Here is a 21,453-nt window from a genome sequence, read left to right as displayed (position 1 = left end):
GCCCTTCTTCCCCGTGCTTTTATTTTCCCTCCATCCTTTAATGGTTTCATCCGAAAACCATAAAGTTATGCTTCCTCTTTGTTCTAAAGCTTTGTTATACTCGGACCAATTACGTATGCGGTAAGTGACTTTTTTTTCCATAGCCTGCCTATATTTTTGTTGTTGCAAACTAATTTTATAGCTCTTATGTGTTAAAGGGCAATCTTATCGCATACACTTCTTAGCATTTACGCAACAACGCCCCTTTGTAAAAAGAGTTTAAAAAAAGATAAGCCTAGAAAATCTAGTGCTAAAGTTTTTTTAAATAATTTATCCTAGCTAAACTAGCTGATGAGGGGATTAGGATTTTAAAAAATTTATAGTTGTAGATTTTTTTCGATCTTATTAACTTGAAAATATAGTTTTCTAGTCTTACGCTATTCTTGAGGTACCTTTAACATAAGGAGGCTGATATGTCAGTAGATGTATTTGAGACAACTTTACAAAAAACCCATGAGTGGCTTAAAGATCTTATGAAGTTACTGGGATGGACTGACGAAAAAAAAGCTTATTTGGCTTTAAAAGGAACACTGCAAGCTTTGCGTGATCGTTTATCCGTAGAAGTGTCTGCGAAATTAAGTGCTCAATTGCCTATGTTAGTCCGAGGATTCTATTATGAAGGATGGAAGCCGTCTATAATGCCCGTTAAGGTTAAAACTACGGAAGAATTTTTAGATTTTGTGGCTTTTCATTTTAATAGCCTAGCATTAGTACAATATTCTGATGTAGAAAAAATAGTGCGTGCTGTATTCCAAGTAGTTACTCAGCATGTCTCTAAAGGAGAGATTGAACATATCAGGCAAGTTTTGCCTCTTCCTATCGCTGCGCTTTGGCCTTCTTCTGAAGGTTAGTCAGACTTTTTGTCTTTCTGCTGAAGATGGTGCGAAGAAGAACTTACTGCGCTTTTGCCTTGAGCCCTTTAAAGGCCAGGCAAAAGCTTTGCTATAAACGCTTAAATATAAATTTTAAAATTTTCTATTAGCTATTGTAATGATCTACAATCTTTCTTGATTTCTTATCCTTTAAATTTTTCTCTTCTATCCACTGAAAGCTTATCTTAAACCACTTATGTAAAGCGCAGGGCTGAGCTAAGTATTCAACTTATTTTTTTTCTTAAGGCTATAAATTTTAACTAAAGGGTAGCTTATAGAGACTTTGCCTTTGCAAGTTTCTCTAGGGTATTATGTATAATAACTCCTCTATTTTAAATAACTTAAAGGCTTTTTAATTTAAAAAGCTTACTTTTTTGTCTTTTGCTTGCTAGAGATATCATCTAAAGCCCTTTAAGAGTAAATGTCTATCTTTACCTCGTATAAAATATAAGCTCATTGAAATTTTTTCTCTGAAAGACAAAAAAGGTAATAAAAAAAACTTGCATTTGAGAGAAATGAATGTTAAATGAATATTTTATCTGTAAAAGTTGAAGAAAACCCATAAATTTTTTAGGAGTGTTAGAATGAATAAAAAAGATCTCAAAAAACTTGCTTTGTTAGGTATTACAGGCGGCGTAATGATGGCTTCTCAGAGTTCTATTTATGCTGATACTAGCAATCATTTAGCAACACCTGGAGTGCTCATGGCTAGCGGTTGCGGAGCTGGCACATGCGGAAATCAAGGCAAACCCTCTTCTGGTTTAAATCGTGAATCTCGTATCATCGCTGAGGCTGATGAAAGCCTTAAAAGTAGCTCTGCTACTCAATTGATGACGGAAGATCAATTGAAAAGCCAATTGAACGAACAAGGTAAAGAAAATTACAATAGTTTGAATGCAGAAGGGAAAGCTTTAGCACAGAAGTTAGCTAGCAGAACATGCAAAGGAAATAATGATTGCAAAGGCTTAAACTCTTGCAAAACAGAGGAGCATAGCTGTGCAGGCAAAGGTTCTTGTGCAGGATCAAGCGCTTGCAACTTTAAAGATAAGAATCTTGCTATCAAAGTTGCTGCACAAAAGCAAGCCGAAAAACGTGCACAAACCAATCAAGGCTCTAATTAAGGTTTGACTCCTAGTGCGTGCATATCTTTAAGTTTTAGCGTCCTGGATATGCACGCACTTTTATCAGCTTCTATCGCTAATTAAATGAAGTCTAAATTGATAGGCCATTTATAAGCACTTAACCTTTAGGCTTAAGTTAACTTTTTTTATTCATGATTGAGCTTAAAAACTTATGATTCGGACAAGAGGAGAGAAATGAAGAAAAGAGATCTTAAAAAATTGGCTTTATTGGGCTTGGCAGGTGGCATGATGCTTTCGCAATCTGTCCATGCGCAGCAGCCTTCTTCCCGTACCTATCTTACCCTGTTAGCTGCCGTCTCTACTCCTGGCAAAAGCAGTCCTCCTTCGGCCCCTTCTACGGCTACTACGCAAGCTGAAGTCGATCCTAATGCTGGTAATTTAGGCTATCATCTGATGGATGAAGAGGAGTTGCTGCTTGAGCTTAATGAGGAGGGCCAGCAAAATTACCAAGCTTTAGATGTAGCTAATAAAAAATTAGCACAGCAAGTGGCAAGCGCACGTTGCGGAAATACTAATCAATGCAAAGGGCTAAATGCCTGTAAAACTGACAAGCATGAGTGTGCCGGGCAGGGCTCTTGCAAGGGGCAAGGTAAATGTGCGATCGCAGACAAAAACCTTGCTGTTAAGCTAGTTTATGATAAAATGATGAAAAAAAGGGCGCTTGCTAACGGAAATTAAATCTTAAATGCTAGGCCTATATTTTTCTTCCTCAAACTTATGGTAGTAACAAAAAAATTTAAGTATTGCCAGGATGGCTATGAAAAATGCAAATATTCCTAACTTAGGAATCGGAATAGGTTTAAGACATGTCCACTATGAAGACATTTTTCGCTTACAACCTGAAATTGACTGGTTTGAGATTATTAGCGAAAATTTCATGGTGGAAGGTGGCAAGCCTCTTGAAAATCTTGAGAAAATTTTAGCTAAATATCAGGTCGTGCAACATGGAGTAGCTCTAGGAATCGGAAGTGCTGAGCCTTTAGACTACACTTATCTAAAAAAACTTAAAGCTTTAACGCGTTTAACCAAGACACCCTGGTTATCTGATCACTTATGTTGGGGCCATCTGCCCGGTGCGCACTATCATGATTTACTTCCCTTGCCTTATACCCAAGAAGTCATCAACTATGTAGCTGAAAGAGCACGTATCGTACAGGATTACCTAGAAATTCCTTTTGCTCTTGAAAACCTTTCTTCTTATGTAGCTTTTCAAGAGGATGAGATGCCTGAATGGGAATTTTACACGGCTGTTGTAGAGAAAGCTAACATTTTTATGATGTTGGATGTCAATAACATTTATGTCTCTAGTCGTAACCATGGCTTTGATGCGCAAAAATATATCCAAAACCTTCCCTATGATCGGGTGTTGCAAATCCACTTAGCGGGCCATAACGATCATGGCGACTATGTATTAGATACCCATGACAATTATGTTCGCGATGAAGTGTGGGATTTATATGCCGATATCTATCCCCGCACAGGGGGAGTTTCCACTTTACTTGAATGGGACGATAATTTTCTTAGCTTTCAAGAAACTTGGGAGGAGGCTTTAAAAGCAAAAAAGTTTCAGAAATATTTACATGACAAGGCTAGCCTTGAAAGGCCGATGCGCCAATTGCAAGGGGTAGAAGTATGAAGGCAATGGAATTAAGGTTTGATAAGCAAGCGCCTGCTAACCTTAAAAAGCTGCAAGAGTGGTTTGCAAGTATACTAGTAAGGCCTGTCGATCAAGATAGCCGTATGAATCCTATCTCTCCTTCACAAGAGAGCATGGAAGAAGAAGCATTTGAATACATCGTTCCTAGCCCTACTTTAAGGCCCGCTCAACGTATAGAGCTTTATAATCAGCAATATTGGTGGAGGCTTTTAAGTATTTTGCATGATGCCACACCTCTTGTGGTGCGCCTGTTTGGACATCATGACTTTAATGAAAAAATTGGCAAGCCTTATCTTACTCATTATCCTCCTGACACCTGGTCGTTAAATTTTCTTAGTGATCGGCTTCCTCAGTGGATAGATGAGAGCTATCAGGAAAACGATAAACAATTAGTATTAGATGCAGCAAGGGTTGACGCCGCTTTAAACTATTCTTTTTTTGCTGCCCATTATTCTCCTGTGAATGCCCATACAATAGCAGCAGGAATGGATAAGACTCTTAAACGGCGTATGTCTTTACAGCCTCATGTTTTCTTATTTAATTTGCGTTATGATATGTTTGCTTTTCGGCAGGAAATGATAAAGCAAGAGGCAGAATATTGGGAAAATCATGATTTTCCTAACCTAGCTCAAGATCGTCCCCATTATTTTGTGGTATACCGTAATAGTGAAAATAATTTACAGTGGGACGAAATTGACTTTTCTGCTTTTCGTTTCCTAAATCTTTTTTTAACAGGAACAAGTCTTGAAGAAGCCTGCGAATGGCTTGAGCAGCAAGATGAGCAGCTTTATGCCGAGGCAGCAAGCAAGCTACATCTTTGGCTTCAAGAATGGGTGTTCCGGCAATGGCTATATTTTGATGATAAACAGTCGTGAAGCAGCATTTTTCGCCCTTCTACATTCCTTAAAAGGGGAAAGCTTTATCTCCGAATATTTAGGAGAGTGGTTTAAAAAAGAGCAGCCTTCTTCCCAAGATTATCAATTAGCCCATCAAATAGCTTACGGTTCTGCTCAGATGGCTCTAGCCTTAGATTATTTGGCTTTGCAGCTCTCTGAAAAGAAAAAGATGCGTTTAAAGTTAAAAGAAAAGGCTTTATTACGCACAGCTTTATATCAATTTTACTTCTTAGATAAGCTCCCTCATTACGCTATTGCGGATGAGTCAATCAAGATTGCAAAGAAACATTTCCATTCTTACTTTGTTGCTTACTTAAATGCTATATTAAGAAAGTTTCCTCTTCTTTCTTTAAGTCTACCCCAAGGGATGGATCTATCTTCTCTTAGTATCCGCTATTCATTCCCCCTTTATTTTATTAAAGCTCTCAACAAACACTACGGCTTACAGACGACAATAAAGATTTTAGAAGCTAGCAATAAGCCTGTCTTAACAATGGCTCGGCTAAGAAATATAGTAGAAACCCCGGCAGAATGGAACACAGTTATAGAAAAGCCAGTCAAGATCATTACCGTCCCTGCTTCTGAGGTTAAATGGGTAGCTTCTTCCGCAAATTATTACATTCAAAATGTTACACCAGCAAGCTTAATAGCAAATCTTTCTCAAGGAATAAGTAAAACTCCTACTAGCATTTTGGATGTATGCGCTTCTCCTGGGGGCAAAACCTTGGCCCTTCATGACTTTTTCCCTCAAGCAGCCCTATATGCCAATGATGTCTCTTTGCAAAAAATACAAAAACTGAAAGACAATTTTGCAAAATATGGTGTGCAAGCTCAAGTAAGCTGCAGTGAAGGCGAGAAGCTAGAACTTGATAAAAAATTTGATCTTATCGTTTTAGATGTGCCTTGCAGTAATAGTGGAGTTTTGAGTAAACGTCCTGAAGCTCGCTGGAGATTACACGAAGATCAAGCAAAGCAGCTTAAAATCATCCAGTTTAATTTGTTAAAACATGCTGCTCATCTGTTGGAAAATGAAGGCGAAATTTGGTACATGACCTGCAGCATTCTCCCGGAAGAAAATGAAGAGATAGTAGCTATAGCGTGCCAAGAACTGGGGTTAATGAAAAAGAATCTTATTTCCATCTTGCCTAATGCAGAAGGATGGGATGGAGGCTTTGCCTGCTGTTTAGTTAAGAAATTAAGATAAAAAACAGAGAAATTATAGGCTTTTTGAGTTCCTCCTTACGCAGTCGCCTGATTTATAAATAAATTTCCTTAAGTAGAGAGGCAGCTTTTAGCGGATGGGGTATGCAGACTTAGTTTTTTTTAAGCATCTAATAATCCGCATACTCTTCCATCTATTCGCCTCTAAACCTTCATCCTATTTCCCTGATTTATTGGATGGAGTTAGCGTTTCCAACACTTAGTCTGTGATATTTATAATGGTACGAATATGTTGACATAGCAAAGGAATTTCTGAAAAATTTTGGTTTTCTATCTTATTTTTTAAAGTAGAGATTTTATCAGCTAATTCGGTAAGCCTTTTATTTTCGGCAGATCGAAGGGCAGGAGAGGAATTTATCTCTAATAAGGGTTGATAGACCTCTTTTAATTTTTTCATATATTCATCTAAATCCTCTAAGTCTAAGGGAATAAACTCTTCTAATTCATATTTTGCTAGTTCTTCCCAAGAAAATAAAAGGTCTTGTAAATGTTCACTAGCTTCTTGTAGAGATATATTTTTGGTTTGATTATAAGCTAATAGCCAAGGATCTTGTACATCCACCAATAAATTGTTACTTAAGAAAGTTAAAAATTGTTGCTTATTTTTCAGATAATTTTCTATATCTTTAATAATTAATTTGTATTTTTTATTGTTAGTAGGATGGGTTTTTTTGATTAATTGATAATGTAGTTTTTCTAAGTTAGAAATTATACTAGTTTTAAAAGCACGAGCTACATAATATTTTATACGATTATAAGTGTCTATATTTAATTTTAAATGGCTGCTAAAAGTTAAAGTAAACGTTTTTAAAAAAGCTACTCGAGCTGCCAAGTCCTGGTGTGGTCTTTCAATAGGTCCACTCATTTTTTCTCCTAGCTATAATGTTTTTTTACTATTTTCAATAGTTCTGTAAATATTTGTACTCTATCAGAAAACTCTTCTTTTGGGAAAGATAGATTACTGGAGGAGGAGACTTCTAATAAGGAGGATAATACTCCTGGTTCACGACAAGCTTGCAGCAAATTTTGCGCTCCTCTATGAAAGCCTTGTTCTAAGCATTTCTTAATGTTCTTTCCTTGTTGGTTTAGCTGTTCTTGATAAGTTTCTGCTGCTACAGGATCATTGCTAAGCCTTATATTAACAGAAGTTTTCAAGTTCTTAATAATTTGTTCAGTTAATTCCCCTTTTGCTAACTTCATAAGGCTCGTAGCAATAGTTTTCCAGTTTCTACGATTAACCTTAAAATCATGATCAATTAAAGCTATACCTCTCTCTTCATTCGAAGCGTTAGGATTTAATAGGAGGTTATCTAAATTATTTGATCTTTCAGGATGCATGCGGTCCGTATTATGTAATAACACGTCTAAAAAAATCATCTCTCCTATATCCAATAATACTTTTTCTTGTAACAGAGTTTCTATAAGATCATCCAGGTGTAATTCAGCAAAAGTTATGCCTGGAACATATGTCATTACCATTATATGTTGGGTATCCTGCAATTGATATTCTAGCTGTGCAATTTTCCTTTCCAATGCTTCTTTTTCTTGCCTATCGTTCGTTGTCTCTTGCTTTTCTTTTAAATTATCTATTCCCAAATCTTTTAGTTTTTGCACAGCTAGTTCTCCTAACTCGGATTCTCTAGGAAATGCTGTATAAAGAGGAGTTAAAAAATTTAGCTTTTTATAAAACCGATCAGCAATAACATGCGTTATGGGATTAGACATTAATTTTAGAGCTAAAGGCGGCTCTTCATAAGCCTCATGATGAAGAAAATATATCCCCGTTTTTCCTGCTGTGGAACGAATGATGTGATTAGTTTCGGGTAGAATTTTTTCTAATTTTCCCAACACAGCACGATGATTGATAGCCAGTTCAACAAGTGCTTTGCTTTCAAAAGAACTTGAGCTAAAAATGCTAAAGAGTTTTCCTGGTAGGATTTTAGTTTCTTTTATCTGAAAAATTCTATCTATATTTTGTTGCGTTTCGTTAACTTGATGTTCATTTAAATGCTTAGGTAGCTTATTAAAAAAGATATCTACTATTTCTTTCGGTGCTAATTTTTTAAAACCTGTTGGAACTCCCTTCTTATAGCCTAAAGCAATTTCGTTCTCTTGATAGTTCAAATAAATATATTTTCTCTCATTCTTTTTAACAGCTTCTTGACGACTATCTAACATTTGGTTGACAAGAGTATTCCAATCATCGAGAGGAAGAGTAGGAAGGTCAAATCTAACGAATGAACTACTCGCACTACTATCCATAAATAACCATATTAAAATAATAGATAATGTTATGTATAAATTTATTATAACTAATTTGATTAAATAATTGTTATTTAAATAATTTATTTTTAATTATATTTTAAGATAGTTAAAAATAAAATATTGTTAAAGATTTAATAAAAATTTAAAATATGTACATATAATAATTTTAATAAGTACATGCCTTAAAATTATTTAAAGCATGTCATATCTAAGAGACATTCTCTGAATTATTAAAATCGTTTAAAATAGAGGCTGTTTAACCAGGAGCCTAATATGATAAGAAAACCTTATCCTAGCGATTTAAATAATCAAGAATGGCAAGTGCTTGAACCTATAATATGCAAGAAGAAAGCTGGCAAGCCACCTATGCACTCTAGACGAGAGATGCTTAATGCCATCTTTTATGTTTTAAGGACAGGTTGCCAATGGACAGATCTTCCTCATGATCTACCTCCTTGGAAATCGGTCTATTCTCAGTTTTTAAGATGGAAACAGAGTAATTTATTCGAACAAATTAATACTTATTTAAGGCGATCGCTTCGCCAAAGCTTAAGGCAAGTTAGCGGAACTTCTATAGTCGATAGCCAAAGTGTCAAAACAACTGAAAAAAAGGGCTCTGCGGCTACGACGGCGGCAAGAAAATTAAAGGTAGGAAAAGGCAAATAGTAGTAGATCACTTGGGACTGTTAATAGCAGTTGTAGTTAGTAGCGCAGTTTGTAACGACAGAGATTGAATGGAAGGAGTTGGAAGAAGAGTTTAATAAGCTGTTTGTAGAAAAGATAGGGCAGCCAGCTAAACCTGTAAAGCTAGTTGTAGAGCTCTTTGTCTTACAGCATAGGTATGGAATTTCGGATGAAAATGTAGCGTATCGATGGGTAGAAAATCCTTATTGGCAATATTTTCGTGGGTATGATTTTTGGCATCATATGCTGCCTATCCATCCTACTTCTTTAATTAAATGGAGGTCTAGACTAGGCGAAGCTGGACTTAGCAAGATTTTACAAGGGACAATAGCAGCAGCTGTTTTGACAGGCGCAGTGAAAAAAGACTTAAAAAAGTCATTGCTGATACAACCCTAATGCCTAAAGCTATCGCTTTTCCTAGCGATGCCAAGCTTTACTTTAAGTCTATTCAAGTGATTGTGAAAATGGCTGATAATTGCCAAATCACTTTGCGCCAAACCTACGAAAAGCTGGCTAAAAAAGCCTTTCACATGCGTGCTCGCTTAAGCCTATGCTCGTCAGCTGAAAAGAGCTAAACGAGAAGAAAAAAGGCTGCATAATTATTTAGGAAGATTAATCCGTGATTTTGAAAGAAAACAGAAGGACAATCTCTTAAGCCCGAAAGCTCTTATTTTTTAGAAATTATTAAGCGTATTTATGCTCAACAAAGAAATGATTCTTGCAAAGTTTATAGCCTGCATGAACCCCATGTAGAATGTATTGCTAAAGGCAAAGTAAAGGAAAAATATGAATTTGGCTGCAAAGCTTCTCTAGTCATCACTCATCAAGAAGGGTTAGTTTTAGATGTCAGAGCCATTCATGGTAACCCATACGATGAGCACACACTTGAAGAAGCTATTAAAAATGCTCAAAACAACAGCAGCAAGAATATTAGACTTCTTTCGAAACTGTAATAAAAATGCAAATTTTAGTAAGATGGTGACTCAATATTTAAAGGAGGCAATATGAAATTTGATAAGATAGAGAAATTAAATGATGAACGCTTCCGACGACTGACAGGGATCAAGCGTACCACCTTTGATAAGATGGCGCAAATTTTACAGGAAGCCGATAAGGCCAAGAAGATTAAAGGTGGGCGTAAATATAAATTAAGTCTAGAAGACATGTTGTTGATGGCATTGGAATATATGCGAGAATATAGGACCTATTTTCATATTAGCCAAAGCTATGGAGTTAGTGAAAGCTCAGCTTATAAAGCGGTGAAATGGATTGAAGATACCTTAATCAAGCATCCAGATTTTGCCTTACCGGGACGTAAAGAACTGTTGAAAAGTGATGCAGAATATGAGGTTATTTTGGTTGATGCTACAGAAACGCCTATTGAGCGCCCTAAAAAAAACAAAAGCGCTATTATTCAGGGAAAAAGAAAAAACATACCCTAAACGCAGCTTGTAGTCGATAAAAAAAGTAAGAAAGTGATTTGCACTTCCTATGTGAATGGTAAAAAGCATGATTTTAGGCTATTTAAAGAATCCCAATTTAAAATCCCTCCACAAATAAAAGTGTTAATTGATTCAGGTTATCAAGGATTAAAAAAGCTGCATATTCAAACGCAGATGCCTAAGAAAAAGAGTAAGAAAAATCCTCTAACTAACGAGGACAAAAAAGCAAATCAAAGCTTATCAAGACAAAGAGTTGCTAATGAAAATGTAAGTGGCCTCCTTAAGTGATTTAAAATCATAACAGATCACTACAGAAATAAACGTAAAAGATTTGCACTTCGCTTTAACTTAATTGCAGTAACCTATAACTAGGAAGTAAATGAGTGAGTTTTGAAAGAGGTCTATTGAAGTAGCATTTGTAGATAAAGGTTATCGAGGCCATACAGTAGAAGGTAAAACTATATTTATCTCTGGGCAAAGAAAAGGCCTGACTCAGTGGATTAAAACCCAAATCAAAAGGCGCCAAGCCATAGAACTTCATATCGGCCATACGAAGAATGATGGTAAACTGGGTTGCAACTATCTTAAAGGTTCATGGGGAGACCGTTATAACGCCAGTTGATGTGGGATTGGCCATAACATGCGCTTAATCTATAACTGGCTAGTCGCTCAACGTTCTCTCAGACGTCTTTATCCAGGCTAAAAAGCTTAATTTCTTCTTTAAGTTGCTTTAAAAACCTATCCTGAAGGCTACCTCCTACGCTAGAACTCTTAAATTTTAGCCAATTTTCATTCTCACTAACAAAAATTCTTGGGTTTCTACTTTTTTAGCTCAGCACTAAAAGGAAATTTACATTTTTTCTTTCTAAAGCTGATGCAATGATGAGGGTTTTTAGGGTAAATCAGGTCGAACTACAATATTTTTTTATCTGGCCCTATAGATTTCTAAAAATTCTTTTCCTAAAGCTTCTAAAAGCTTACGATAAGTTGGAAATCCTAGCTGATGATCTATAAGGGGAAGACCCCAGGAGCTAGGTAAAAATGTAATATGCTTTTGAGGATCTAAGAAAGATTTAATGTAGGTGATGGGATCTAAATAGCAGACCGCATCTCCAAGGCTTACATAGTTAATCACATTTTGAAATCCCCCTGCTGCCAGTAGGCAAGGAGATCCAAAAGTATATACGTCTATCATATTTAGCTCTTCAGCTGATAAAAGACCTTTAGCTCTTAAGGTATCAGAAGCCCCAATACTATGCGCATAATGAATAATTCTTCCTCCGCCTTCCACACCGCCTATTTGTGCTATCAATTCCCGCCACTTTGAAGCAAGCTGTTTAGCTTGAGGAGAAACCCATCCACATCTAACGGCTAGAGATTTTAGAAAATCGTAAGTCCATCCTTCAGTGGGGCGGAAAATATAGTGGATGTTATTGTCTCCATGAAATTTTGAAATTATTTCTAAGCTATACATGACATCATGGCGAGCATTTAAAATCCCATTAATCAAAGTAATTCTGACTTTGTCATTTATTTCTCCTTGCCCTATCACCCCTGCTTCATTCTTTCCTATATAAAAGCCACAGATGCCTAAGGTCAGCTTTCCAAAAATAGCGCTGGCTGTTCCTTCAATCTTCTCATTAAAATTATGTTCCAATGAAAGATGTGTAGACATGAAGGCGTGCATATTGCGAAGTAAGCTAAAAATTTGCTGACCGATATCGGTAACTTGGGAGTAAATAGCGCTCCATAGGTTACTAAAAGAGAATAGGCCATAAGGGTCCATGCGATTGATGGGATTATTAGAGGAAAAAGCATAGAGGTTAGGGCTTTCCATCGAACCTAAGGGATCTTGTGTGGTCCATTGGCCTAGGGAAGGATCGTAGTAACGTTTTCCAAAATAAATCAGTCCAGACTCTAGGTCCATTCTTTTACTGGAAAAGCGCCATGGATTATTGCAGAAGGAGGGCTCTCTCTTTTCTTCCCCAAAAGCAGAATAATGGGCTTGTTCTATCAAGGTTTGATCGGCAAGTGAGATAAGTCCACAGACTGAGCCGCGATGATCATGGAAAGGAACGTATACTTGATCTTCTATTTCTAATAGGACGGCGCTGCCGATTTCTGCTCCTAGCCCCTCACCTAGCACACGCAATTCAGTTATTTGATTTTTATCATTGACTGCTCCAATTTCATTTAAACCATCATAAAGATATTTTTGTTCCCATTTTTTTTCGCCATTAGAAGCAAAACATGTTTTTGACAAGCGCCGATGAAAAAGATCATAAGTATATCGATAAACTTCCCCGTTATTCTGGCGCATAGTTATCATGCGGTTCAAAGCATCATATTCAAAACGAAGTCTCTTACCTTCGATTATCTTTTCTTTCAAATTGCCGTTAGCATCATAACAATTGTGGGTGTTATGGTAACCGATTAGTTGCCCCAAAGGATTAATTGCGCACTCTTCATAATTTTTAGACGTTTGATTTCCTAGCCAGTTATAGGTGTAGGTGTTGCTAAAAAGTCCTGCTTCATTTGTTAGGTAGTTTTGATCATCGTAAATAAAATTGTGCTTATATTCCCCAGTAAAATCTTTAAAAGTAATCTTTTCGATAATCTGCGGCTTTTCAGGCAAATAATGGATAGCTTCAGACCAAAAAGGCGTAGAAATATGAGTAAGATAACCTTTGCTATTATAACTACGTAGCTCTTGACCTATGCCGCCCGCCAAGTCACTAATCAGTGGATGACCATTTAAATTTCGCTCTTGATACTTATGAATCAAGGGATCTTTTAAAAGACGCTGCCTCTCAATTTCTCTAAGGTAGAGACTGTCGTAACTATATTTAATGGAAGATGTATCCGGAAGATCTAATTGAATGCAGCGGTTGAGCTCATCATAATGCCGGGTGGTTTTTAATCCGTTGCCTTGTACTTCTTCTAATAAGCATCCGTCGAGAGAAAACGTGCGCCGTGTAGATAAGGAATGAACTTTATCTTCAATATGGGTGATATGCTGGAGAGAATCATAGGAAAGAATATAGTGGATCGTAAGATCAGAAGAATGAAGGGAAGTAAGGTTGCCTAGAGAATCATATTCATAAAAGATTGTTACCCCATCCGGCTTAAGAAGAGCACTTAGCTGACCTACCTCATTGTAAGCATACTGGGTAGTCATGGGTCTTACTGTACCAAATCCTTCAATGCATCTAACAAGGCGATCATAGGAATCATAATGCCATACTGTACTGATAGTTTTGCCGTGGCTTAGAAAGTAAGTTTCCTTAGCTTTATGATTATTCGCATCCCACTGTAATTCTTGTAAGGAAAGTATGTCACCTAGGCTGTTCTTCTTGGTTATTTTCACAGGTCGTTTAATCGCATCGTAAAGAGTGAGAGTCACATTTCCTGACGGGTCAGTCACAGCTTGTTGAAGCACTTGCTGTCCTAGAGAATTGAAAACAAGCTCTTCAATGGAAGAAGATTGTACAGAAGTCGGCTCTACCAAAGTCATCTTTTGTATCTTACCGTTGGCATCTTCAAGGCGGGTAGATTTTAAATCATTTTTAAAATCATATTCTTTAATAGTAGCAATAAAATTTTCAAAATGGGGGCCATACCATTCTTTAGAAACGGTTTGCTGACCTAAATGATTATATTCATAGGTTAATCGCTTACTAATAGTTTTTCCTGTCATTTGCTCGAGAGCTTGTAAACGGCCCATATAGTCGTACTTATAGCAAATTCTTCGACCTGTGGCCTCTCTTGCTTCTAATAAATGGAAGGCATTATGAATAAAAGTAGTGGCTTTGTATAAAGCGCCTGTTTTATCAAAAGCTTCATTTTTAAAGAGTCGCCCTAAAGGGTCACGATGATAAACTATATAATTTCCTTGAATATCAAAAGCAACTTTTAAAGAGCCATCCAAATTATAAATAAATTTTTCCACTCTTTGATCAGGGTAGAGGATGAGGATAGGCTTACCATAAGCATTGTATTGAGTGTAAGTAGTACAACCTTTTGCATCCGTTTGGGCTATCACGCGATTAAGTACATCATAACTTGTCTGCTTAGAGGGATTAATAATGTTAAGGTTTTCGTCCAAGACGGCCGGATAAATCACTTGAGTCTCACGACCTAAGCTATCATATTCATAGGTAGTTTGATTACCACACTCGTCAATAAATGCTCTCTTATTGCCTTTTAAATCATAATGAAAGTAAGTTTTTTTAGTCTGATCATTGTTATCTAAAACTTCGCTACTAATTAAACGATTGGCAAAATCATAGGTATGGATAATTTGTTGTGAGATACCTGTAGGGCTGATACATGTTTGTTTTAATAGATTGCCATTTAAATCATAGCTCTTCTCGGTAAGCCCTTTAACTTCATCGGATGAAGTAATAAGCTTTTGGCGCTCATCATAGGTGTTATTTATGGAATAATAATGTTGATTATTCGCATCGTAATAGTCCTCTTGAATAACCTTCGCTTGATGGTTGTAGTGATAGATGATTTTTTTTATAAGATGAGTTTGGCCGGTAGAAAGATTCAATGCCCTCTCTTCTATGCTTTCTGGTAAACCTAAGGCAGGATGGTCCGTACGATAGCTAATTGTTTTTATCTGCCTTTCGCTGACGTTGGTAAGGTCGTTTATATTTTTTGAAGATCCATCGTCTTTGCTAAAGGTGGTGACCTGCCCAGTTTGATTGTAAGAGTAAAATTCTCTTAGAATAATTTTGTCGTTAATGCATGTTAACTTGGACTGAAGGTAGGGAGTATTAGGGAAATATGCATAAATTATTTTTTTTCCATTATCTTCTTCTGTGCTCTGTAGAAGATCATTTGCATATTCATAGGTTATGCTATAATGCTCTATCCCATTTTTTAAAGGATAAGCATCGGGGCCTATTTGAATAGCTAGCGTGCATGTGCCAGTAAGGTTGCCATATAGGGTTTCTTTAATTAAACGCTGTTGGTTGTCATAAGAAAAGGAGTGGGCAATAAGAATAGTACCCTGAGCATCGGCTATATAACGGGTACGAAGCTGTTTGCTGTTTTCCTTTTTTCCTGAAGCTTGAGTCCATATTAATTTTTCTAGGCGAGAAAATTGGCCGGCTGAATCGTAATTTTCAATATCTGTTATATATCCATCGCAGAAGCGATAAATGGTTTTGCAATTAAAAGCATCATAGACCTCCGTATACCCTTCATGATAAACAAAGCTACGAGTAACAATAGCGGTGGCATCTTCTCCTACAGGGCTTTTTTGAATTTTAACTTTTCCAGCATGAGGATGACCTTTTTCATAATATTCATATTCTACATAACGGCCTTCTGGTAATTCGCGTCGGGTGATAAGGTAACCTTCTTGGGAAGGGTGCTTTTGATAGTGATAAGCAATAGAAGGAGCGCTTGAGGAAATGACTTCGGCAATTAAACCAGGATCACGGAAGCGATAGGTGATTTGCTGGTTATCATGGGTTTGAATGATGCATTGCTTATAAGGGTCATCGCTATGTTGAATGTTCAACCAGCTGTAGAGATGTTCATCAGCAAAGTCAGAGGCTTTTACAGTTTTTAAGCGATTTTTTTGATCATATTCATACGAGATTTTGTGCGTAGAGGTAAAATGGCCTGCCTCTCCTGGCGTAGATGCGTTAAATAGGTTAGGGAAGTTACACTGCCATCCCGATAAAAAGCAGTCTTCTCCCGTGTGATATCTGCGCAGGCTGAGAGGAGCCGGCCCGCTAAGATGTAAATCGTTTTGAGCTTCCGTGTACTGGCCGGTCATGATATTTACTGAATCAAATACATAAGTAGGATTTTGCCACTCATGCAAGGAAGGTAATAATGAAGAAGAAGGGAGCTCTTGCGTATAGGCACCGTAGGAATTGATGAATAAAATAATAAATAAGCAAATAAGCTTCTTCATGAACTAACCAAAATTAAATAACAGAAATAGCTTAACCAAGAATAAACTTAAAGGGCAAGAGACAATCTATTTATAATGAAATTTTATGATTTAAAAATAAACTTTACATATGATTTTTTTAGCTTCTCTTTCTTATATTTTTTTCTGAAATATTTTTCGGCCGATTTCACTTTAGCTTCGCAGGGAGAAAAGAGTTAGCTCAAGTAAAAACGTGCTTGAAGATTGCTTTTAGCTTTCTTATTCAGCAAGCTCAGTTTTTAGCTGATCAAGAAAAGACTATGTTTCATTAGCTAAACAGATGCTTTAATGGAAAATTGTTGATAAAAAATATCAATTAGAAAAAAGATTAGGTTAAATGCCAGTTAATGACAAATGTTCTTATTTTGAATAAACGCCTCTGGATGTGATTCGGTAGATACAAGTTGTAACTGACTAGCAGAAAGAGCAGGCGTATACAGAGACAAAGCAAAAAGCATTAAGAGATAGTATCGTAAAAAAATCCTATCCATTTCCTCAGCCCTTTTTAGCTGTTTAAAGGTGTTAAGTCTAAGGAAATTTTGATTTTCAAGCAGTAAAAAAAGAGACTTAAATTGAAAATATTTTAATTTTGAGTTTAATCCTTAGTTTTATCAGTCAATTTATATTTTTGCAGCCTACTATTAGGCTTTTCAGATAATGTGTAGATAATTTTTCCTTGTTTAAGCAACGAAGAGAGAACTTTTTTTAATCCCTCTGAAATGTGTTTATGTCCCAGGATTTGAGATATTTCACTCTTCGATAAAGATTCTTTTCGAAGCAATCTTATCACTTCTTTTTCCAAGGACTCGGGTCTGACTTTTTTGGCTTCTTCTGCCTGTTCTTCGGGCCTTTTCCCTGTGGCAAAGAAAGACGAGGGCAAGAAAGTGGTCACGACTGATTCCGCTCGCATTTCCAAAGTGAGCTTGGGGCTTCCATTTTCTTTACACCAGTCGATAATATTGAGGGTACCCATTTATGGCAAAGGCTCAAATACAGACCTTAATGAAAAGAGGTGTGATCGAATATACCCTATTTGATAAGAACTTAGCTGAAGTCAAAGAAGATGGGATAAGATATATTCTTAAACGTAATCCTGTGCGCGCCCAGGAAATCGCCCATTCTCCTCTCAGCAAGCTAGCTAGCATAGAAAAATGGGTCTCCGCGCAAAATGTTTATCTACATGCACATCCCAAAGCACAGGTAGAAGTAGGCCTGAAAAAAATTAAAGCTAAAATCGAGCGTTTAGCGCTTAAAACTTGCGTGGCAGCTAGCACGCAAGATAGAAGCTTATCTATATGCCTTGATCAGGAAATGCTAGCTGAGGATGTTAAGCTAGATGATTGCTATGTGATTAAAACCGATCTTGCTTGCGAAGAAGTGAGCATGCAAGAAATACATGATCGTTATAAAGATTTAGCTAGGGTTGAATCAGCTTTTAGAACAGTAAAAAGCGATCTTGAAATAAGGCCAGTCTATGTATGTTCAGAAGAAAGTACAAAGGGCCATGTTTTAATTGTAATGTTAGCCTACGTGATTATCAGAGAGCTTGATAAAGCCTGGAAGGACCTTTATTTAACAGTAGAAGAGGGCTTACGCAGTTTATCTACTTTAACATTAATAGAATGGACAGTAAATGAAGGCTTAAGTTTTTAGCAAATCCCTGAACCACGTCACCAAAACAGACAAATACTTGAAGCTTTAAAAGAAGAGTTACCAAAAGTTTTATCAAAGAATCATGAGCCTGTAGTCACTAGAAAAAAACGTAGACAAAAAACATAAGTTTTTAATAATCAAGAGCTTGTTTACTACTAATTAGTTTTAAAAAATGGAACTTCCGATTTAGGAGCAGCCACAGGTTTTGGGGATTAAGTGACATGGCAATTCTGGTTTGGCTAAAAGAAAGAGATTGATTCTTTGCTTTATTTGAGAAAAACAGCTCTTTTTAGCTCAATGTTTTACTTCTTCTACCGCATGATGAAATATACGCCTAGCTTCTTCCTGTCAAGAAAGGTTGTTCTCCCAGCTATAACACTCTGTAGAAAAAGAGAAAAACTTCTTGTCCTTATAAATGTGAAGGTTAGTCTAACTTTGCTTAGTTGCGGGAGGAAAGCGGATGACTTGCTTAAAGTAAGAGGGCTAAAAGTTTTTTATTTCATTTAGCCTACCCAGATCTTAAAAGTACTTACCATTCTACAATTGAAAACGTTGCCTTATTCTTTCTGGAATATCTTTCAAAGGATTTTCCGCTAATCCAAGCTTTTTCAGCCGAGACAACCGTCCGATTTCTGCAGGCAGAACGGTGAGCTGGTTTTGATTTAATTTAAGCCTTTGCAGCTGAGACAATAGACCTATTTCTGCAGGCAGAGCAGTGAGCTGGTTTTCTCTTAAATCAAGAATTTGTAGCTCAGACAACTGCCCGATTTCTGCAGGCAGAGTGGTGAGCTGGTTTTGATTTAAGTGAAGATATTGCAGCTCAGACAATTGCCCGATTTCTGCAGGCAGACTGGTGAGTTGGTTTTGATTTAAGTCAAGCTGTTTCAGCTGGGACAATTGATCTATTTCTACAGGCAGAGTGGTGAGCTGGTTTTGATTTAAGAAAAGATGTCGCAGCTGAGGTAGCCGCCCGATTTCTTCAGGCAGAGCGGAGAGCTGGTTTTGATTTAAGTCAAGCACTAGCAGCTGAGACAGATGCCCGATTTCTGCAGGAAGAGTGGTAAGCTGGTTTTGATTTAATTCAAGCCTTTGCAGCTTAGGTAGCTGCCCTATCTCTGTTGGAAGAGCGGTAAGCTGGTTTTGGCTTAAATCAATCTCTTGCAGCTGAGATAGCTGCCCAATTTCTGCAGGCAGAGCGGTGAGTTGGTTTTGATTTAAGTAAAGATGTCGCAGCTGAGGTAACCGACCGATTTCTATAGACAGAGCTGTGAGCTGGTTTTGATTTAAACAAAGCCCTTGCAGCTGAGACAATGGACCTATTTCTGCAGGAAGGCTGGTGAGCTGGTTTTGATTTAAGAAAAGATATTGCAGCTTAGACAGCTGCCCGATTTCTGTAGGCAGGCTGGTGAGCTGGTTTTGATTTAATTCAAGCGTGTGCAGTTTAGACAATTGCCCGATTTCTGCAGGCAGGGCGGTGAGCTGGTTTTGGTTTAAGTTAAACCATTCCAGCTGAGACAGCCGCCCAATTCCTGCAGGCAAAGTGGTGAGCTGGTTTTCTCTTAAGTCAAGCGCGTGCAGCTTAGACAATTGCCCGATTTCTGTAGGTAGAGCGGCGAGCTGGTTTTCTCTTAATTCAAGCCGTTCCAGCTGGGACAGCCGCCCAATTTCTGCAGGCAAAGTGGTGAGCTGGTTTTGATTTAATTCAAGCGTGTGCAGCTTAGACAATTGCCAGATTTCTGCAGGCAGAGCGGTGAGCTGGTTTTGATTTAAGAAAAGATGTCGCAGCTGAGGTAGCCGACCGATTTCTGCAGGCAGGTTGGTGAGCTCGTTTTCTCCTAAGCCAAGAACTTGTAGCTCAGATAACTGCCCGATTTCTGCAGGCAGAGTGGTGAGTTGGTTATGATCTAAGTAAAGATATTGCAGCTGAGACAATTGGCCTATTTCTGAGGGTAAATAAGTCAAGCCTATTCTAGATAAATCTAAAGCCGTGATGTTTTCACGATTTTCTGCAATCCAATCTCTAAAAAGCTCTCCTTTTTTTCCTAGAAACACGTGCTTAATTTCTTCTCGGCTCAAGTATTCTTCCCCACCAGGAAGTTTTTTCCAAAGTAAAAGGCGATTAATATTTAGAAGATAGGAAGAGTAGTTAGCCAGAGTAAGATACCTCTTTTCTTCTATTTGCACTTTAAACTCTAAAGCTGAAAAAGACTTGGCTAAAGTAAAGATTCGCCTAAAGATTGCATTTACCTTTGCGGCCTCAGAAAGCTTTTCTTCTAGCTTATAAATCCTATCTACAATAAGAGCCTGCTCCTTAACATTTCCTTGAGGAACATGCACTTTACCTATTTGCTTATAAAGAGAAGGCATGACTTCAGAAGCCAGCAGATGATGCCATCTTTTACAGACGCTAAATAAGGAAGGAACTACGCAAGCCTCTAAGATAGGGAGTAGCAATTCATTGGGCAAGCTTTCAATAGAGGCCGAAGAGATAGGATGCATTTTATTTCTTAGGTAGTGATAAATTTTCAGCATTTTTATTATTTAAAGACAATGTATAAAAATTAAAAAAGCAAGTCAAACGAAATCATAGCCTTATCATCGCGAGGGTATCGGCTAACTTGTTAGGCAAAGTGCAAGCTATTATGCCTTTTAGGTGATAGCTAGATATAGAAGGTTTTTGCTCAGCTTTGGGCCGACCAGACGTAACATGCTTTTGAGTTGCTATAACTTCAAATTCTATAATCTATATATATTTAAGTTTTTTTAAGAAATTATCTAATGGATGCTCTTAGCAACGTTTGGACATGAAAATTCTTGCTGCATGAGCTTAATACCCACATTCCGCAAGTTAATTTCCATTAGCATATAATTTCTGAAAAGGAGGGCCTAAAACCTGCAAAATATGCCTCATATTAGGAGTTAAATTAAGGATTAACTCTTTTATACCCTCAGGAGTACGTTTGATTAAGAGGTGCACACCTTCAAAAACTTGGAAAATCCAGCGCAGGGTAGGCATCTTTGTAGGTTTTCCTAATTGATTAGGAATGGAGGTAGACAGCTTTTCTAATTGTTGACGTAAATGGCGCTGAGTAAGGGTATAAACTAGCAAGCAAAGACACATAATCATAGCTAAAGCTATAATCCTTTGCTCATTTTTAAGGAATACCGACGAAGTCATAAATAAGGGATCTTTGAGAAAGCGGAATCCTCTTTCCACCGATTGTTGGCCTTTATAATTGTCTAACAGATCATCATTTGAAAGAAGCTCGGCATTCAGCTCATTAGTGGCCAGGATAAATTTTCCTTTTCTTTGTAAGCTAGTAGAAATTTTTTGCTCATCTTTTGCTAAAGCTGCCTCCATTCTATACTGGATTGATAAAGCTTGCTCTTTTTTAGGTCTGCCAGGTTCTTGCTTGCTTCGTTTTTGTATAGTATTTATTTTGTCTAGACGATGATATTTAAGCTTTTTTTCAAAAGCTTTCAAGGCTGCTTTAGCATCTTTTTCGCAATCAAAAGCTTTTGAGGCAAGTTGCTTTAATTCTTTGACTTTTGCTTGCAGCTCTTTTTCTATTTGCCTATCTAAGGTTTTCTTTTCCCTTATAAAAGCTTGTTCAGAATAGACTAAAAGC

General features: G+C 37.2%; 16 protein-coding genes and 1 pseudogene. 11 read left to right on the top strand and 6 right to left on the bottom strand.

Annotation, left to right across the window (positions count from 1 at the left end; genetic code table 11):
• Window positions 1-452: 452 nt before the first annotated feature.
• The 6 genes from NEOC84_RS06690 to NEOC84_RS06665 all read left to right on the top strand — a co-directional run bounded on the left by NEOC84_RS06690 (window position 453) and on the right by NEOC84_RS06665 (window position 5,810).
• Complete coding sequence (locus NEOC84_RS06690; RefSeq protein WP_166157051.1) at window positions 453-890, top strand: DUF2267 domain-containing protein; 438 nt, start codon at window positions 453-455, stop codon at window positions 888-890.
• 605 nt (window positions 891-1,495) lie between these two features.
• Window positions 1,496-2,032, top strand: a complete 537-nt coding sequence (locus tag NEOC84_RS06685; RefSeq protein WP_166157048.1) for a hypothetical protein — start codon at window positions 1,496-1,498, stop codon at window positions 2,030-2,032.
• A gap of 195 nt (window positions 2,033-2,227) precedes the next feature.
• Window positions 2,228-2,731, top strand: a complete 504-nt coding sequence (locus NEOC84_RS06680) for a hypothetical protein (RefSeq protein ID WP_166157045.1) — start codon at window positions 2,228-2,230, stop codon at window positions 2,729-2,731.
• A gap of 79 nt (window positions 2,732-2,810) precedes the next feature.
• The gene (locus tag NEOC84_RS06675; protein ID WP_166157042.1) at window positions 2,811-3,689 is read left to right on the top strand and encodes a DUF692 domain-containing protein; all 879 of its coding nucleotides are present in this window, start codon (window positions 2,811-2,813) and stop codon (window positions 3,687-3,689) included.
• Window positions 3,686-4,585: a putative DNA-binding domain-containing protein gene (locus NEOC84_RS06670; RefSeq protein WP_166157039.1), complete on the top strand. Its 900-nt coding sequence runs from the start codon at window positions 3,686-3,688 to the stop codon at window positions 4,583-4,585. Before NEOC84_RS06675 ends, NEOC84_RS06670 begins: the two co-directional genes overlap by 4 nt.
• Complete coding sequence (locus tag NEOC84_RS06665) at window positions 4,569-5,810, top strand: transcription antitermination factor NusB (protein ID WP_166157036.1); 1,242 nt, start codon at window positions 4,569-4,571, stop codon at window positions 5,808-5,810. The genes NEOC84_RS06670 and NEOC84_RS06665 overlap by 17 nt, the downstream gene beginning before the upstream one ends.
• A gap of 216 nt (window positions 5,811-6,026) precedes the next feature.
• Here NEOC84_RS06665 and NEOC84_RS06660 read toward each other — a convergent pair whose 3' ends face one another.
• Window positions 6,027-6,692 (bottom strand): hypothetical protein, encoded by a 666-nt coding sequence (locus NEOC84_RS06660; RefSeq protein ID WP_166157033.1) that lies wholly within the window; start codon window positions 6,690-6,692, stop codon window positions 6,027-6,029.
• Between the two features lie 8 nt (window positions 6,693-6,700).
• Window positions 6,701-8,089: a hypothetical protein gene (locus NEOC84_RS06655; protein ID WP_166157030.1), complete on the bottom strand. Its 1,389-nt coding sequence runs from the start codon at window positions 8,087-8,089 to the stop codon at window positions 6,701-6,703.
• 276 nt (window positions 8,090-8,365) lie between these two features.
• On the opposite strand from NEOC84_RS06655, the gene NEOC84_RS06650 reads away from it, so the two are divergent.
• From NEOC84_RS06650 to NEOC84_RS06635, 4 genes and pseudogenes are all read left to right on the top strand, one after another.
• Entirely contained in the window at window positions 8,366-8,758 is a 393-nt protein-coding gene (locus NEOC84_RS06650; RefSeq protein WP_166157027.1) for a transposase, read from the top strand.
• A gap of 78 nt (window positions 8,759-8,836) precedes the next feature.
• Window positions 8,837-9,172, top strand: coding sequence for a transposase (locus tag NEOC84_RS06645; protein WP_166157024.1), 336 nt, complete (start codon window positions 8,837-8,839; stop codon window positions 9,170-9,172).
• On the top strand, window positions 9,172-9,351 hold the full coding sequence (locus NEOC84_RS06640) for a hypothetical protein (protein WP_166157021.1): 180 nt from the start codon (window positions 9,172-9,174) through the stop codon (window positions 9,349-9,351). The genes NEOC84_RS06645 and NEOC84_RS06640 overlap by 1 nt, the downstream gene beginning before the upstream one ends.
• Before the next feature lie 429 nt (window positions 9,352-9,780).
• Window positions 9,781-10,590, top strand: a pseudogene (locus NEOC84_RS06635) (IS5 family transposase).
• Between the two features lie 553 nt (window positions 10,591-11,143).
• On the opposite strand, the gene NEOC84_RS06630 reads toward NEOC84_RS06635, so the two are convergent.
• Window positions 11,144-16,153, bottom strand: coding sequence for an RHS repeat-associated core domain-containing protein (locus NEOC84_RS06630; protein WP_166157018.1), 5,010 nt, complete (start codon window positions 16,151-16,153; stop codon window positions 11,144-11,146).
• Window positions 16,154-16,766: 613 nt separating this feature from the next.
• The gene (locus NEOC84_RS06625; protein WP_166157015.1) at window positions 16,767-17,144 is read right to left on the bottom strand and encodes a Fic family protein; all 378 of its coding nucleotides are present in this window, start codon (window positions 17,142-17,144) and stop codon (window positions 16,767-16,769) included.
• Between the two features lie 2 nt (window positions 17,145-17,146).
• Between NEOC84_RS06625 and NEOC84_RS06620 the strand changes: the two genes are divergently transcribed.
• Window positions 17,147-17,824, top strand: coding sequence for a transposase (locus NEOC84_RS06620; RefSeq protein WP_166157012.1), 678 nt, complete (start codon window positions 17,147-17,149; stop codon window positions 17,822-17,824).
• Between the two features lie 537 nt (window positions 17,825-18,361).
• Here the strand turns inward: NEOC84_RS06620 and NEOC84_RS06615 are convergent.
• Both NEOC84_RS06615 and NEOC84_RS06610 read right to left on the bottom strand, forming a co-directional pair.
• Window positions 18,362-20,323, bottom strand: a complete 1,962-nt coding sequence (locus NEOC84_RS06615) for a leucine-rich repeat domain-containing protein (protein ID WP_166157009.1) — start codon at window positions 20,321-20,323, stop codon at window positions 18,362-18,364.
• Window positions 20,324-20,672: 349 nt separating this feature from the next.
• Window positions 20,673-21,453: IS1634 family transposase (locus NEOC84_RS06610; protein WP_166157006.1), on the bottom strand; the 781-nt coding region annotated here is incomplete at its 5' end.

The organism is Neochlamydia sp. AcF84 (genome assembly GCF_011087585.1).
Taxonomy (GTDB): Bacteria; Chlamydiota; Chlamydiia; order Chlamydiales; family Parachlamydiaceae; genus Neochlamydia.
The sequence above is the reverse complement of the archived record's forward strand: the minus strand, read 5'-3'. Positions and strand labels throughout refer to the sequence as shown.

Bases quoted from the DNA above. Each gene is read 5' to 3' on its own strand.
- NEOC84_RS06690 (WP_166157051.1), top strand. From the start codon at position 453: ATGTCAGTAGATGTATTTGAGACAACTTTACAAAAAACCCATGAGTGG.
- NEOC84_RS06685 (WP_166157048.1), top strand. From the start codon at position 1,496: ATGAATAAAAAAGATCTCAAAAAACTTGCTTTGTTAGGTATTACAGGC.
- NEOC84_RS06680 (WP_166157045.1), top strand. From the start codon at position 2,228: ATGAAGAAAAGAGATCTTAAAAAATTGGCTTTATTGGGCTTGGCAGGT.
- NEOC84_RS06675 (WP_166157042.1), top strand. From the start codon at position 2,811: ATGAAAAATGCAAATATTCCTAACTTAGGAATCGGAATAGGTTTAAGA.
- NEOC84_RS06670 (WP_166157039.1), top strand. From the start codon at position 3,686: ATGAAGGCAATGGAATTAAGGTTTGATAAGCAAGCGCCTGCTAACCTT.
- NEOC84_RS06665 (WP_166157036.1), top strand. From the start codon at position 4,569: ATGATAAACAGTCGTGAAGCAGCATTTTTCGCCCTTCTACATTCCTTA.
- NEOC84_RS06660 (WP_166157033.1), bottom strand. From the start codon at position 6,692: ATGAGTGGACCTATTGAAAGACCACACCAGGACTTGGCAGCTCGAGTA.
- NEOC84_RS06655 (WP_166157030.1), bottom strand. From the start codon at position 8,089: ATGGATAGTAGTGCGAGTAGTTCATTCGTTAGATTTGACCTTCCTACT.
- NEOC84_RS06650 (WP_166157027.1), top strand. From the start codon at position 8,366: ATGATAAGAAAACCTTATCCTAGCGATTTAAATAATCAAGAATGGCAA.
- NEOC84_RS06640 (WP_166157021.1), top strand. From the start codon at position 9,172: ATGCCTAAAGCTATCGCTTTTCCTAGCGATGCCAAGCTTTACTTTAAG.
- NEOC84_RS06630 (WP_166157018.1), bottom strand. From the start codon at position 16,153: ATGAAGAAGCTTATTTGCTTATTTATTATTTTATTCATCAATTCCTAC.
- NEOC84_RS06625 (WP_166157015.1), bottom strand. From the start codon at position 17,144: ATGGGTACCCTCAATATTATCGACTGGTGTAAAGAAAATGGAAGCCCC.
- NEOC84_RS06620 (WP_166157012.1), top strand. From the start codon at position 17,147: ATGGCAAAGGCTCAAATACAGACCTTAATGAAAAGAGGTGTGATCGAA.
- NEOC84_RS06615 (WP_166157009.1), bottom strand. From the start codon at position 20,323: ATGCATCCTATCTCTTCGGCCTCTATTGAAAGCTTGCCCAATGAATTG.